Raw genomic sequence first — 15,582 nt, 5'->3', positions numbered from 1 at the left:
CAATCAACGTTAAACGTCATTAAAAGTAACCTCTTTCGTTCTCAGTCATTGGCGTTGCAGCCCGTGTCTGTGGGGTCGCATTATAGGGATTGAATAGACATTGGCAAGTTTTTTTTTACGACCCGCACCCGAGTGCGCAATTAATAAACATATAGCTCAATTATCAACCGTCAGCTCAGGCGATTAAAAAGATATTCCTGTTCACCATTTACTTTACAACAATTAACTACCTACATATAAGAGACGCCACAACAATGAAATCATAAAATGAAAGTAAGTAACCTCTTCAAATCTTATTTATTATATAATCACATCGACAAGAGGAGATTATGATGGCTGGATTGAGTTTATTAACGTTATTAGATGATATAGCATCGGTTTTGGATGATGTTGCTGTTATGTCTAAGGTAGCGGCACGTAAAACGGCTGCGGTCTTAGGGGATGATTTAGCCCTTAACGCGCATCAAGTATCAGGTGTACGTGCTGAACGTGAGGTCCCCGTTGTATGGGGGGTTGCAAAAGGATCATTTAAAAATAAGTTGATTTTGGTTCCCGCCGCACTATTAATAAGCTCGATTGCACCTTGGGTCATCATGCCATTGCTATTAATCGGCGGCTTATTTCTGTGCTTTGAAGGTGCAGAGAAAATTTTTCAAAAATATAGTCATAATACCGATCCAGCGATGAAAATAGCAACAGTAGCTACAGAGCAAGCCAACAGTGAAGACTTAGTAGTTTACGAGCAGCAAAAAATAAAAGGGGCGATCCGTACTGACTTTATATTATCAGCAGAAATTATCGTTATCTCGTTAGGTACTGTTCAAGAACATCCATTACTTACTCAGTTTATCGTAATGAGCCTTATCGCGGTATTAATGACTATTTTTGTCTATGGGGTGGTTATATGTATTGTCAAACTTGATGACTTGGGGTTTTATCTACAAGATAAACAATCGAAAATAGCGTTTTTTGGCATTGTTGGTCGTAGCTTAATCTCCATTGCACCAAAATTAATGAGATTACTCACTATCGTCGGTACTATCGCAATGTTCTTAGTCGGCGGAGGCATTGTCATCCATAACATACCTATCGTTCATCATTTTATAGCCACTGCCATTAGCAGCTTGCCTGCTATCTCATATGTTTCTGCTAGTTACATTATCGTTGGCAATGCTTTAATAGGACTAATCTGTGGTTTTAGTCTTATTTTTATTGCGGCGATATGGAAATCCATAAAAAAATGCATATCACTACGGTATAAATAGCAAAGTACAGCCTCTTAGTTGACTAGCACAGAATATTCAGTGGATTTTTATTATGACCAATATTACTGTGACAAACCTCTATAAAAACATAAGCTTAAGTTTTTATTTGGCGATTAACAGCTTATTCTAAAATGACTGGGATCGTTGCACTGTGCTAAATGGAATTGGCACGTAAGGTTTTACCCGTGATAAAAATACTTTATTATTGTTTATGCTCAGCTTTACTGTATTTTCCTACACACAGTATTGCCAAGCAGAAAATTTTAGTTATCGAAAGTTACCACTGCGACTTCGATTGGGATATCAGTTATAAGCAAGGCATCCGGTCTGTATTACAGGATCAGTTTGAACTGTATTATTTTCAGATGGATACCAAACGGATTGAGACCTCTTTATATCAAGAACGCGCCGATAGGGCGTGGGCTATTTATAATCAACTTGATCCAGATTTGGTCATTTTAGGTGACGATAACGCAGTACAGTATCTTAGCGACCATTTTCTCCAAGTCACAACCCCTGTTATCTACCTTGGGTTAAATAATAACCCCCGTCATTACAATATCCATCAAAGTCAAAACATCTCTGGCGTATTAGAAAGACCACTGCTTAAACGCGCAATCCCGATTATTGATCAAATATTGCCACAGAAATTGAAGCGTGTACTGGTTCTGTTTGACGATAGCATTGTCGCAGAAACTATTGTAAAAGAGGCATTTTCAAGTGATGTTCAGATGGAGATATTAGGTATTGAAGTAAATATACAACAAGTTGGTGACTGGTCTGACTGGAAACAGGCTGTACTGAGTAGTGCAGATAACAATTATGATGCGCTATTCATCGGCTTATTCCACACACTTAAAGACAGTAATGGACAGCATGTTCCCGAAGAACAAGTTATTGAGTGGTCAGCAGCAAACACACCGATTCCTCCATTCGGTTTTTGGGATTATTCTATTGGCGAAAATAAGAATATCGGAGGGTTGGTTATATTTGGTTTCGAACAAGGAAAGTTAGCAGCGGAGATGGCCAAAGAGATCCTTTTAAACGGGGTGCCCCCGTCTCAGCTGAGGGCGAAAACAGCTGAAAAAGGCCGTTATCTTTTTAGCCGCAAAGCACTGCAAAAATATGATCTGACACTCCCAGAAAATATTGCTAAAAAAGCAACCTACATTGAATAACGAATCTTACGCCCTAGTTGTTAAACTTAATATCACCTCTTCTTTTTCTATTGGCGATAAAAAATCGCGATACCCTACGCAAAATCATCACCTTAAAATACTACAAATCTCCAGATAACTAACAAAGTGACTACTTTCGTCAATATTTTTGTTTGCAAAAATTCTAAATAAATAAAAACAGGTTACACTTTACTCATGCTAATGAATGCCCACTTAAAAGGAAAATCCAATGAAACTGTTTCTTAAATTACTTGCAGGGTTAGTTACCTTGTTTATTGTGACTATTGTCATTCTCTTAACAGTGATTGATCCCAATGATTATAAAACGCAGATTCAGACTCAAGTCAAACAAGCAATTAATCGGGATCTCTTAATTAATGGCGATCTCAACTGGTCATTTTACCCACAACTTGGATTTAGCAGTGGCGAGATCGAACTACAGAACCCTGCCGGTTTTAATCGTAAAAATTTAGCTAAGATAGAGAGCGCTGCAATCGAAATAGCGGTATTACCACTATTTAAAGGTGAAATTAAAATTGGAGAGCTAACCCTCAATGGTCTGGTCTTAAATCTAATCACCAACAAAGATGGGTCATCCAATCTTGATAATATGCTTGTAGAAAAAACATCAGAGACGCCTGAACAAACAGAGAAAAAGCAGCCGACAAGTGAAAACACGAGATTCTTTGCTGTTGATAAAGTTCAATTAGCAGGCATCAATATCAAAAATACAGTCATTGAAGTGCAGGATTTAAAAGCGGCTTCATCCAGCAAACTAGATATTGACCATATCCGTCTTGGCAAATTTTCATTAGGCGAGGAAACAGATTTATCTGTTTTAACCGAACTAATCGTGGCACAAACCACTGGTCACATCGAATTGCAAGCCACATTAATTGTAGCGCCTGATTTTTCCACCCTGCAAATTAACAATCTCAATTTACAAACAATAATGGCTGGCGACAAGTTACCTAACGGCAAGATCAGCAGCGTAATAAGTAGCAACATTATTTATGATCTAACAAATAGTAAGGCGGATCTGACTGACTTTGTTTTACAAGTTGATAAAATAAATTTGCAAGGTACCCTCTCCGTACAAACAAAAGCCAAAACTAAAATCCGTTTCGCCCTGCAGGGAAACGAATGGGATCTTAGTCCCTATCTAGCAACAACACCGGAAAAACCTGTCGACAAAAAAGTCAGCACAGATCAACAAGCAGCAACAACTGCGGAACAAGAACCGGATCTAAGCTTCCTAGAGGATCTAGATGTTAAAGGTACATTAACAATTGCAGGCATTAAAGCATCGGGTATTACGATTGGGAAAGTCGATACAAATATTCAAATAAATAAAGGCAAAGCGCAAGTGACCCCTCTAACTGCACAATTATACCAAGGTTTATTAACACTAAACGCTTGGGTCGATAATGCCAACGGGGCCAATAAATACCAACTTGCAAGCAGCCTTCAAGATGTAGCGATCCGTCCATTGCTGATCGATGCCGCCGATATTGATCTGCTTAGTGGTAAAACAGCCTTTAATTTTAAAGCATCAGGGCAAGGTTTAACCACCGAGAAAATCAAATCTGGCTTAGCAGGCTCAGGAGATTTCAAGTTACTTGATGGTGAATTATACGGTATTAATATTCCACAAGAAATACGTTCATTTAAGGCTAAATTAACAGGCAAGCCGGCTCCGACTGAAGATAATATTAAAAAAACTGATTTTGCTTCACTGAGCGGTGAGTTCAACATAAAAAAAGGCATAGTTGATAATAATAAATTACTGATGTTATCACCCGTTATGCGCCTAGATGGATTAGGTTTAGCCAATATTTTAAACGAGTCCCTAGACTATAAGTTGGGTATTACACCGCTATCAAAAAGTGATGAGAAAACAGAGTTTGACGATCTTGGTGGTGTGACAATACCCTTGCTTATCAAAGGCTCATTTACCGATCCCAAATTTTCTTTAGACATGGAAGGAGCGCTAAAAGAAAAGCTTAAAATGAAAACCCAAGAACTTAAAGAAAAAGCCAAAAATGAGATTAAAGAAGAAGGTAATACATTAATCAAAAAAGGACTTGGGAAACTGTTTAATTAACCCTACTAGTATTTATGTTAAAGCCCGATAAAGTAATTTATCGGGCTTTTTTTATTTCATTAAAAAAGGCTTTCGGCACTGATAAATAATGGATATAGCGGATACTTACATAAATAACCATCAAGGTTGCAATCACCAATTCCATATAAGCCAGTTGTTCTGTCATAGCAGCTAAAGGGAGATACCCTTTTATTGCTAGAAAATGACTTGTTTTAAAAAGCGCAGTGGCGCCAACAACCAGTGGGAAAGTGAACACTGAATAGGCCGGAGTAAAAGGCAAACGTAATAGTTTTATCAGGGCTAGATAAGCAAATAAAGTCATCACAACAGCAAGAGTTGCAAGCAGCGCAACCATTAAATAGTTGGCTTGCGTGGTCGACGCAAAATACCCCACCAATAATAAACTTGCCGGTGTTGCTAAGATAATCAGTATGGGTTGTTCGTGCTCACAAAGTTTCTTAGAATAGAGTAGCCGATATAATACCGTAGGTAACAGCAGCGCATAGGCCAACAAAGCCCCTCCGAATACCAGGTCAGCGAGTAGCGGATAAAGACCTCCGGGATGCATAATCAGTGCAATCACAAGGCCAATAGGTGGAATAAACCAACTGGGTAAAATATGTTCCAATTTAAACGACTTACTGCGGTAGTAAATAAACAAAAGCAAAAAACATAAATGCAAAATAATAGCTAATGAGCTAATAATTTGTCCTAACAGAAAATGATATAAAGCGATATTATTTGCCACCACCATCGTTGCCATTGCTAGTGTTGGCGTTACACTGCCGCCGATATAATGTTGCAGATCTTGTTTTAAAAGATGTGGATTAACTAAAAACTTAAAAACAAGAGGCACTAAAATGCAGCTTGCCAAGATTGTGCCAAATATCTGTCCGGCACCTTGTAGATTAACGGCGTTTTCCCAACACAAACCTAAACTGGCAATCCCTAATGCAAGACCTGCTAATGCGCTTGGAAGCTGAGATAAATAGTTATTAATAATTTTGAGCACAAGGACAACTTAGTCAATATCTAAAAAAAATATTATATAAAAACATCAGCAGTAAAAACAGTTTAAAGTTACTTATGGTTCAATTAAACTTAACGTTTCACTTGCTAAACGCTATTAAGAGATATTTATGAACATCACATTAAAACAGTTACAGCTCTTTATTTGCATAACCCAAGAGAAAACCATTACAGCCGCAGCTCAAAAACTTTTTATCAGCAAGCCAGCGGTCAGTATGGGGCTGGCTGAGCTAGAAAAGCAGCTTGGCCAGAAGCTTTTCGATCGTAAAAATAATCGTCTATTGTTAAATCAATGGGGAATGCTGTTACTACCACTTGCCGATGAACAAATTGAACGAAGTAAAATCATCACACGTTTATTTGAACAGCAAACTAGCCTCACGGGAAAATTAAGAATCGGTGCCAGTAATACCATTGGTAATCATGTTGTCCCATCTCTTTTATCTGACTTTCGAGCAGTAACAAAGCATCACAAGCAATCCCTACTCATTGCCAACAGCACCACTATTTGCAAGCAGATAAAAGAGTATGAGCTTGATATCGGTTTAGTCGAGGCTTATGTTTTTGATCAGCAGTTACAATCTATTCGTTGGCTGAAAGATGATATGGTGGTGGTCTGTAATCACGCGCATCCACTCGCTAAAAAGAAAATACTAAGCTTAACTGATTTAGAAAATCAAGAATGGATTTTGCGAGAAGCAGGTTCCGGAACTCGTGAATTTTTTATTAAAAATATTGGTGAAAAACTGACAGATTATTTGGTCACTTTAGAGTTAAATACTACTGAAGCGATTATTAATTGTACCTCGGTTGGACTGGGTATCACCTGCATATCGAGACTAGCGGCTCGGCATGCGCTTAATGATAAACGTTTAATACAACTTAACCTTGAGCTTGATATGTCACGTGATTATTGGCTGGTTTGCCATAAAGACAAGTATCAAAGCCCACTATTAAAACAACTGATTGAGTTTTCGTTGGACTGGCAATTACCTTTTTAAAGAAATAAAAAAATGCGCTAGCTTCGAAGCAAGCTGGCGTGCCTGATATACCCGTTGCCAATCAAAATACGTTTTGTATCTTGAATGATAACGGGTATAACATGAACATTGCTTGCGAATGTTATTTGATAAACGGCGTATTGGTAGTGACATGTATATTCTGAGCACGATGACGTAATAAATGGTCGAGTAATGTAATAGCCATTTGAGCTTCTGCTATTGGCACTGCTCGGATCCCCACACAAGGATCATGTCGCCCCTTGGTTATCATCTCGGTGGCTTCACCATCCACGGTAATAGTACGGCCAGGGATGGTTAAACTTGAAGTCGGTTTTAAGGCAATATGCGCAATAATATCCTGTCCCGTTGAAATCCCCCCCAAAATACCGCCTGCATGGTTTGATAAAAAACCATCTGGTGTCATCTCATCACGGTGATCAGTACCTTTTTGATTGGCAACGGCAAAGCCATCTCCAATTTCCACCCCTTTCACGGCATTAATACTCATTAACGAATGTGCTAACTCTGCATCTAAGCGATCAAAAACGGGCTCACCTAAACCAACCGGCACACCCGAGGCGACCACTGAAATTTTAGCGCCAATGGAGTTACCTTGTTTAATTAAATCGCGCATGTAAATATCAAGGGCTTCTATTTTCGATGCATCGGGAAAGAAAAATGGATTTTTTTCCACTTCATCCCAATCAATTGAATCGGGTGTGATATTGCCTAACTGACTTAAATAACCGCGTATTTCAATGCTAAATTGCTCTTTTAAGTATTTTTTAGCGATCGCGCCAGCAGCAACACGCATCGCAGTTTCTCGTGCTGATGAACGGCCGCCGCCTCGGTAATCGCGGTGGCCATATTTTTGATGATAAGTGTAATCAGCGTGACCGGGACGAAATAGATCTTTTATAGCTGAGTAATCTTTAGAACGCTGATCTGTATTTTCTATCAGCAGACCAATACTACAGCCTGTTGTTTTGCCTTCAAATACACCTGATAAAATCTTAACTTGATCGCCTTCCTGGCGCATCGTTGTGTAGCGAGATTGCCCTGGCCGACGTCGGTCTAAATCGTGCTGAAGATCCGCCTCGCAAATCGCTAGATTAGGTGGAATACCATCAACAATACAACCCAATGCTGCGCCATGGCTTTCGCCAAAGGTGGTCACTCTAAAAAGTTGACCGATACTGCTTCCTGCCATAAATTATTTCCCACTTAACTAATGAACTTTAAAAACAAAGCTTAATGGCTCTATTTTATTAAATTTATATTTTAATATTATCCAGTTGCGCTTTTGTTAAAACAAACACACCATGGCCACCAGCGTTAAACTCGATCCATTCAAAGGGGATCTCTGGGTACGCTTGCTGCAAGTGAACTTGCGAATTACCCACTTCCACAAATAACAGACCATTTTCATTGAGTCTATTACCCGCTTGATTTAACATTTTACGTACTAGATCTAAACCATCAAAACCAGATGCCAAACCAAGCTCGGGTTCATGTTTAAATTCAGCGGGTAAGTTTGCCATATCTTCGGCATCAACATAAGGTGGATTGGCAACGATAAGATCGTATTTTTCATTTTCCACGCCAGAAAAAAGATCCGACAACATAGGAATAACCTGTTGCTCTAATCCGTGTCCTTGAATATTAATATCAGCCACTTCTAAAGCATCGTCAGAGATATCAACGGCATCCACTTCCGCATTTGGGAAAGCATAAGCGCAGGCAATTGCAATACAGCCACTACCAGTGCATAAATCTAAAATTCGCTGCGGCGCAGTTTTTAACCAAGGTGAAAAGCGACAATCAATAAGCTCAGCAAAAGGAGAGCGCGGCACTAGGGTGCGCTCATCCACATAAAACTCTAAGCCAGCAAACCATGCAGTATTCGTTAAATAAGCTACCGGAATACGTAAATCTATGCGTTTTATAATCAGTGCTACTAGCATTTCACGTTCACGGCGGGTTAAACGGGCGCTACCCATTTCGCTACTACAATGTAGCGGCAAACTTAATAAAGGCATAATGAGGCGCGTCGCATCATCTAACGCATTATCGGTGCCGTGACCGTAAAACAGACCAGCACGGTTAAATTCTGTCGCTGCCCAACGAGTCATATCTTGAATCGTACGCAGTTCATTAACCGCTTCATCGCTAAAAATCGTGTCCAACTTATTCTCCAATTAAGGTAAACTGCCGCTATCAAAAGTTAGATTTGGAAAGACCATGACCGATAAAAATAAAAATGATGATTTTTCGCTCTTTAGCGCAGAGTTTTCAGGTATCAAAAAGTTGCTACAGGATACCATAAAACTACCCACTAAAAACATTAAGAAAAAACAGCTCATTAAACAAGCCATGGTCGCTTCATTTGAAACAGATCATTTCTCTGACGGGTTTGAACCGCACTTAGCTGAAGAAGGTCCCGTCCGTTATCTGCGCCAAGATGCTCAAAAATATTTGTTAAAACAGCTGCGCCGCGGTGATTTTGCGCCAGAGATAATTTTAGATTTACATGGCCTGACTCAAGAAGAGGCAAAACGAGAACTCGGCGCTTTAATCGCCTGTTGCAAAAAAGAAGGATTGTATTGTTGCAGTGTAATGCACGGTGTAGGCAAGCATATTTTGAAAAAGCAGGTGCCTTTGTGGTTGGCACAACATCCTGATATTTTAGCTTTTCACCAAGCACCACTTGAGTTTGGTGGCCACGGTGCGCTATTACTGTTAGTGGAACTTGAAGACTGGCAACTAAAACGGGAATATAGCCGATAGATTATTTAGCACGTTTGACGCTATTAAATTTATTCTAATTAACGCCTTTCTGCCGAGCGAGTCGTCATACCATTTTATTCAATAGATGTTCTATTTAGGCACGGAGAAATGGATGAAAACAAGGCATTGATTGTAATCACCCGTTGTTCTAGTCACAGAATCAATAACAATAAAGCCGCCTGAATATTTCTGAGCGGCTTTTTATACTTTATCCGAAAATCTATTTAGTCACAAAAAACCGCGCGTTTATCGGTACGTTGCAGAGGCGCTTACAGCGCGGCTGTTAATATCTGACGACTGACCGCTAAGCTTATGGCTTTATTTTCACCCAACTCAAGCATGCCATGTGACTCTAGTTTTGCGAGCAGTAAATCAATGTCAGCTTCCCCTAACTTAACATCCGATAAACGGATTGGCATTCCCATCCGTTGGAAAAAATCTTCAGTCATTTTAATGGCTTGCACTATCTGTTGGTCTTCGCTGCCAGTGTTTATTTGCCAAATGCGCTGTGCATATTGTAGTAACTTGCCATGCTTAGCTTTCTGGCATACTTTCATGACGGCAGGTAATACAATAGAGAGAGTACGCGCATGATCAATCCCGTAACTACCCGTTAACTCATGACCAATCATATGAGTCGACCAGTCTTGCGGCACCCCCGCCCCGATTAAACCATTAAGTGCCATCGTTGCTGACCACATAATATTAGCACGCACCTCAAGATCATCTTTACTCTCTGGCTGTAATGCCTTTGGACCTTCTTCAATTAGAGTCTGTAGTAAACCTTCTGCAAAACGATCCTGCACTTTACCGTTAACACTATAGGTCAGGTATTGCTCCATAGTATGAATAAATGCGTCAACTACTCCATTACTAATCTGGCGATCTGAAAGCGACAAAGTAACCGCGGGATCGAGTACTGCAAATTGAGGGCGTACAACAGGGCTCGAAAAGGGTAATTTATTACCATCACGAGTGACCACTGCATTCGTATTGGTTTCACTCCCAGTCGCTGGCAACGTTAATATCACACCAATGGGCAATGCCGACTCAATCTTTTGCTGTTTAACTAATATATCCCACGGATCATCACCTTCAAAAAGAGCTGCTGCGGCAATAAATTTTGTTCCATCTGCGACAGAGCCACCGCCGACAGCCAATAAATAGTCGATTCCGTGCTCTTTAATAACTGCCTGCGCTTTCATTAAGGTATCGTATTTCGGGTTAGGCTCTATACCGGAAAACTCAAACCAAGTGTGATCTTTTAATGCGTTAACGACTTGATCATAAACACCGTTATTTTTAATTGAACCGCCACCATAAGTCACTAATACTTTTGCATCCAGTGGGATTTCATTTGTCACCGCACTAATTTGACCTTGGCCAAAATGAATCCGTGTCTGGTTTTGAAAACTAAAATTCAACATATTTCTTTTTCCTTTCTGTAATGAAAACGGTTAAGCCGTTAAGTGGTTAAGTAGCTTTTGTGCAACCAGTTCAGAACTGGCTGGATTTTGTCCGGAAATAATAAGACCATCCTGTACTGCAAAGGCCTGCCAATCGACAACTTTTTGGTATTCAGCGCCGCGTTTTAACAATTCATCTTGTAATAAGAATGGTACAATTTCGGTTAGCTGCACCCCTTCTTCCTCACTATTACTAAAACCGGTGATCAATTTGTTTTTAACAACAAACTCACCTGATGGATCTTTTACATTGAGCAAAACTGCTGTGGAATGACACACGGTAGCAACGGCTTTATCAGCATTCAGAAATGTCTCAATTAAATCAATTGAATCATGATTTTCAACTAAGTCCCATAACGGCCCGTGACCACCGACATAAAAAATAGCATCATAATCAGCCTGTTCAATCACGGCAAGCGGCAGTGTATTCGCAAGTAGAAAATGGGCTGCAATATCGCTATCAAAGCGTTTAGTCGCCTCGGTTTGAAAGTCATCTAATTCACTTTTAGGATCAATAGGTGGTTGACCTCCAGCAGGAGATGCTAAGGCGATTTTGACATTAGCGTCTTTAAATAGATAATAGGGAGCTGCAAACTCCTCTATCCAAAAACCCGTTTTTTCACCTGTATTCCCCATGTCCGCATGTGATGTCAGCACCATTAATATTTTCTTACGGTTCATATTCCAATTCCTTTTTAAAAAGTGCGTTTTGCTCGATGAGATTAATAAAGAGAAGTTAGTATAGGCGCAGAACTTAATTTGGACAATGCAGACATAATTGATATCATTGGTCTAATAATTGATACAATAAATAATTTAAAATGGGCACGAAAGTTTATGGATATCTCATTTGAACAACTCAAAAGTATGGTGGTATTTGCCCATGTAGTCGAGCAGGGAAATCTAAGCGCAGCAGCCAAACATATCGGCTTATCACGCGCAGTAGTCAGTTATCATATTAAAAAACTCGAATCACATCTGCGGATTAAACTGCTTAACCGATCCACCCGCTCGATTGCTCTGACCGAAGCGGGTAGACAATATTACCAACGCTGCCATATTATTGCCGAGCAGGCTTCTGCCGCCAATCAACAGATTGAAAACTTAAAAAGTGAGCCCGTGGGGCTACTAAAGATAACCAGTCCGGTCAATGTTGGCCTACAAACGATTGTTCCTGCTCTCAATGAATTCCGCACACTTTATCCAAAAATAGAACTGGATTTAATGCTCAGTGATGAAGTGGTTAATATTATGAAAGAAGGGATCGATATCGCTATTCGCGGCGCACCATTGCCTGATTCAGGGTTACAAGCACGCAAACTTTCCACGCTGCCGACTTGCTTATGCGGCTCGCCTGATTATTTCAAAAAACATGGTTACCCAAACACGCCTGCTCAGCTAGGCAATCATAATTGGGTGATCTACAAGCTTACATCCGGCGTATTGGAGCTAAAAAAAGGCAACCGCTCATTTAGTGTGACAATAAAGGGATCTATCAGTACCAACAATGCCGCTGCTCGCACCGCATTCATTGAGGCTGGCCATGGTATAGGCCGCATTCCAATCTATGATGCTTGGCCAAAAATACAAGCAGGTACATTAGAGCAGGTACTGGTTGACTATAAACTTAATGATATTGATGTGTATGCTGTATTTCCACCAGGTGCCGCAGAATCTAAAAAGCTACGCTTGTTAATAGATCACCTCATAATATTCTTCAATAAACGTAAATTACCCATATAAAAAATCAGAACAGAGATAGCTGATCTGAAATAAGCTGAGTAAAATCTTTGCCCAGTAATGGCAAGATAGCCTCAGCAATAGGTCTAAGTTGTTTGTCTATATAGTGCTGATAATCGATCGCTGAACTGAGATACTCAATCGCCTCGGGTCCATTGACGGTCATCAAATAAGCTATTCGCCCTCTTTGCTGGTAACGTAACGGTCGCCCTAATCGAGCATTTTTTTGATCCGCCAAGCGGGCTGCCCGTACTTGCGGTGGCACATTCTTCAGGTATGCCGCCAAAGGTCTACGCAGCCGTTTATAATAGACAAGTTTGCTATCAAGTTCGCCAGCGTTCAATTTATTCACCGTATTTATCACTAAACTATCGATGGGCTCGCCTGCAAACACTTTAAGATATAAGCTTTTCTGAAATTCCTGAGCCATTTCAGTCCAGTCAGATCGAACCGTCTCGAGCCCCTTAAATAAAATCTCTTCACCCTCTGGGGTTTGTTTCAGCCCGACATAACGTTTTTTGGATCCCATCTCAGAACCACGCAACGTTGGCATAAAAAATTGTCGAAAACAGGTTTCAAATTCAATCTCTAAAAAGCAGTCAAGTTGTAACTCGTCTCTTAGCTTGCTTACCCAATATTCGTTAATCTGCTTTTCCAGTTCCTCGCCTCGAATTTGCGCATTCGAGGCACTCTCGCACTTCTGCAGCCAAATAAAAGTAGAATCGGTATCGCCATAAATGACTTGCTCGCCTAACTGCTCGATAACGGTTCGCGTTTCCTTCATAATTTGATGGCTGCGCAGAGTGATAGAGCTAGCCAAGCGCGTATCATGAAAACGGCATCCTTGAGAGCCCAGTACACCATACATGCTATTCATAATAATTTTAATCGCATGCTGAAATGGCTGATTATTTTCACTCTTGGCCAGCTCCCTAGCTGCGCTTAGTTTATCAAGGATACCAGGAAGATGATGTTTGCTGCGGCTAAATCTGGCTCCCCTAAAACCCGGAATAGAATCTGCTTGCGCGTCATGTAACCCTTCGATCAATCCCATAGGGTCAATCTTAAAAGTACGCATAATCGAAGGGTAGAGGGATTTAAAATCAAGTACCAGCACCCAAGAATAGAGCCCCGGTCGGGAATCCATCACAAAGCCACCTGGTGAGTGTTGCGCTTCCACATCACCTATATTGGGGGCGATATACCCGCTACGATGCAGCAACGGTAGATACAGGTTAGTAAAGGCCGCCACGGATGCACCGCGCCGATCTAATGCCAGCCCGGTTAAGCGCGCTCGCTGCGTGGCGTAGTCAACTAATTGTGCTTTAGCAAAAATGCGTTCGACTAGTAAACAATCCTGTAGGTTATAACGCGCAAGTGAAATAGGGTCTTGTTCAAATTGCCGTTGAATGGCCAGACCTTTATTATGATCGGTGCTGATAAGTTTGCCATCAGCGAGCATTGATTGGCTGACAAACTCCAAACTAAAACTCTCAAATTGCCAGCCCGCATTTTTAAGTTGATCTATACCATCGAGCACTACCCGTCCATTTAAAATAACAGAGCCTTGCTGTGGATCATCACTATGCCCTAGCCAACGCAGCGCCGAACCATCACGGCCAATGCGTAGCTGAAGGTCGTGCACTTTAGCGCGCTCAAATAATAAACGCAGATCAAAATTAGCAACCGCCCAGCCGATAATGGCGTCGGGGTCATACTGATTCAACCAGCTCTGTAAGCTCAGCAATAAACTTTTTTCATCTTCCACCCAGTGGATATTAATATCATCGACCGGCCGCGCCCCCCCTATCATCAGGACGATGGAATAGGGAACAACCGAGCCCGTAGCTAGTTTTGAGTAAGCATTACCATAACTCAATCCAATCGAATACAATTCCCGCTGAGGGCTGCATTCAACATCTAAAGATACTAATTTTAGACGCGGGGAATACTTACCCGCTTGGAGTTTAGGTGAATGGCAGAGCCAGTGCTGCCCCGTCCACACAATTTCACCACTGACACTCACGCAACCATAGATAAAACGCTCCATTAAGTAACGGTCACTTATCTTAATATCAGCTTCGAAATAGGGGATATTTACAGCGTCTAATACTAACTGCAACGCACGAAACACTTTTTGAGTAAAGCTGTAGACTGCCGCAACTGGCTGTTGTTTAAAAGATTTCAATGCCAGAAAACGGATATCCTGCACAGCTAACTGTTGTTCAGCCCACAACGTTTGTGCCTGTTGTAAATCTTGTTGCGGCAGCAAAAAGACGTAACGCTGAGCGGGAATAACCACTTTACAGGGGCCATAATCACTAGCAAGCCACAATATCAATTCAACACCTTGTGATGTTTCCAACTGTTGGCGGGAAAGGATTAAACCTTCAATAAAACGAGGCGCCTGTTCAGACATAAGTGGCAGTTACCGGAATAAGTGAATACAGCTTAGGTTATGCAATTAAGCACATTAGTCATTGCTTTCCAATATACTAACGCAAAACTAGCTTGAGAGAGCAGGGGGAAAAAAATTAATACCTATTTAACAGATAAGTTAACTTACAAACTTGTTATAATATGCTTTTTGTATTTTGAGTATAACAATGACAAACGACAATGATCCACTACATGGTGTTAAGCTTGAACAAATTCTAACCGAATTGGAACGTAAATTAGGTTGGAAGCAGATGGGTGAATTACTCAATATTAATTGTTTTACGAATAATCCCCGGCTTAAATCAAGTTTAAAGTTCCTGCGCAAAACACCGTGGGCACGTAGTAAGGTAGAAATTTTATATCTTAAAACTTTTTTCAGTGATAACAAAGCAACAGGCCACTTAATTCGCGGCCTTATTGCACAGAAGCGAGCCACATCAGTCGACTCAGAGACAAAGCCAGATGCCTTTACTTGGCCCACATTAAAAGCAAAAGAATAACCTAAATAGACATAATATAATCTGCTAATTAAAGCTGATGATAAATTACCTTTCATGCTAAAATTACTCAGTA

The 15,582-nt window shown here is 40.6% G+C and carries 13 protein-coding genes; 7 read left to right on the top strand and 6 right to left on the bottom strand.

Translation table 11 applies throughout. From position 1 onward, the window contains the following. Nucleotides 1–332 precede the first annotated feature (332 nt). The 3 genes from KSO91_RS12260 to KSO91_RS12250 all read left to right on the top strand — a co-directional run bounded on the left by KSO91_RS12260 (nt 333) and on the right by KSO91_RS12250 (nt 4,547). Complete coding sequence (locus KSO91_RS12260; RefSeq protein ID WP_238743287.1) at nt 333–1,265, top strand: DUF808 domain-containing protein; 933 nt, start codon at nt 333–335, stop codon at nt 1,263–1,265. Between the two features lie 185 nt (nt 1,266–1,450). Then, a complete protein-coding gene (locus KSO91_RS12255; RefSeq protein WP_238743286.1) occupies nt 1,451–2,443 on the top strand; it encodes an ABC transporter substrate-binding protein in 993 nt (330 codons plus the stop codon). A gap of 229 nt (nt 2,444–2,672) precedes the next feature. After that, complete coding sequence (locus KSO91_RS12250; RefSeq protein ID WP_238743285.1) at nt 2,673–4,547, top strand: AsmA family protein; 1,875 nt, start codon at nt 2,673–2,675, stop codon at nt 4,545–4,547. Between the two features lie 37 nt (nt 4,548–4,584). Here the strand turns inward: KSO91_RS12250 and KSO91_RS12245 are convergent, their stop codons facing one another. Next, nucleotides 4,585–5,559, bottom strand: coding sequence for a TDT family transporter (locus KSO91_RS12245; RefSeq protein ID WP_238743284.1), 975 nt, complete (start codon nt 5,557–5,559; stop codon nt 4,585–4,587). A 127-nt stretch (nt 5,560–5,686) separates the two neighbouring features. Here KSO91_RS12245 and KSO91_RS12240 point away from each other — a divergent pair, with 127 nt between their 5' ends. Further along, a complete protein-coding gene (locus tag KSO91_RS12240; protein ID WP_238743283.1) occupies nt 5,687–6,577 on the top strand; it encodes a LysR family transcriptional regulator in 891 nt (296 codons plus the stop codon). Nucleotides 6,578–6,698: 121 nt separating this feature from the next. On the opposite strand, the gene aroC is transcribed toward KSO91_RS12240, so the two are convergent. Continuing rightward, complete coding sequence (gene aroC / locus KSO91_RS12235; RefSeq protein ID WP_238743282.1) at nt 6,699–7,787, bottom strand: chorismate synthase; 1,089 nt, start codon at nt 7,785–7,787, stop codon at nt 6,699–6,701. Between the two features lie 64 nt (nt 7,788–7,851). Beyond that, the gene (gene prmB / locus KSO91_RS12230; protein WP_238743281.1) at nt 7,852–8,763 is read right to left on the bottom strand and encodes a 50S ribosomal protein L3 N(5)-glutamine methyltransferase; all 912 of its coding nucleotides are present in this window, start codon (nt 8,761–8,763) and stop codon (nt 7,852–7,854) included. Between the two features lie 55 nt (nt 8,764–8,818). Here prmB and smrB point away from each other — a divergent pair, with 55 nt between their 5' ends. Next, on the top strand, nt 8,819–9,364 hold the full coding sequence (gene smrB / locus KSO91_RS12225) for an endonuclease SmrB (RefSeq protein WP_238743280.1): 546 nt from the start codon (nt 8,819–8,821) through the stop codon (nt 9,362–9,364). Between the two features lie 269 nt (nt 9,365–9,633). Here smrB and KSO91_RS12220 read toward each other — a convergent pair whose 3' ends face one another. Then, entirely contained in the window at nt 9,634–10,791 is a 1,158-nt protein-coding gene (locus tag KSO91_RS12220; RefSeq protein WP_238743279.1) for an iron-containing alcohol dehydrogenase, read from the bottom strand. Between the two features lie 30 nt (nt 10,792–10,821). Then, nucleotides 10,822–11,511, bottom strand: a complete 690-nt coding sequence (locus KSO91_RS12215; protein WP_238743278.1) for a type 1 glutamine amidotransferase domain-containing protein — start codon at nt 11,509–11,511, stop codon at nt 10,822–10,824. Nucleotides 11,512–11,667: 156 nt separating this feature from the next. Between KSO91_RS12215 and KSO91_RS12210 the strand changes: the two genes are divergently transcribed. Beyond that, entirely contained in the window at nt 11,668–12,573 is a 906-nt protein-coding gene (locus KSO91_RS12210) for a LysR family transcriptional regulator (protein WP_238743277.1), read from the top strand. A gap of 4 nt (nt 12,574–12,577) precedes the next feature. Here KSO91_RS12210 and KSO91_RS12205 read toward each other — a convergent pair whose 3' ends face one another. Then, on the bottom strand, nt 12,578–14,989 hold the full coding sequence (locus KSO91_RS12205) for a DNA polymerase II (RefSeq protein WP_238743276.1): 2,412 nt from the start codon (nt 14,987–14,989) through the stop codon (nt 12,578–12,580). A gap of 187 nt (nt 14,990–15,176) precedes the next feature. Between KSO91_RS12205 and KSO91_RS12200 the strand changes: the two genes are divergently transcribed. Beyond that, nucleotides 15,177–15,509, top strand: coding sequence for a VF530 family protein (locus tag KSO91_RS12200; RefSeq protein WP_238743275.1), 333 nt, complete (start codon nt 15,177–15,179; stop codon nt 15,507–15,509). Nucleotides 15,510–15,582 lie beyond the last annotated feature (73 nt).

It is taken from the genome of Psychromonas antarctica (assembly GCF_022267535.1).
Classification (GTDB): domain Bacteria; phylum Pseudomonadota; class Gammaproteobacteria; order Enterobacterales; family Psychromonadaceae; genus Psychromonas; species Psychromonas antarctica.
Note: the sequence above shows the minus strand (reverse complement) of the source record. Positions and strands in the feature narration are given on the sequence as shown.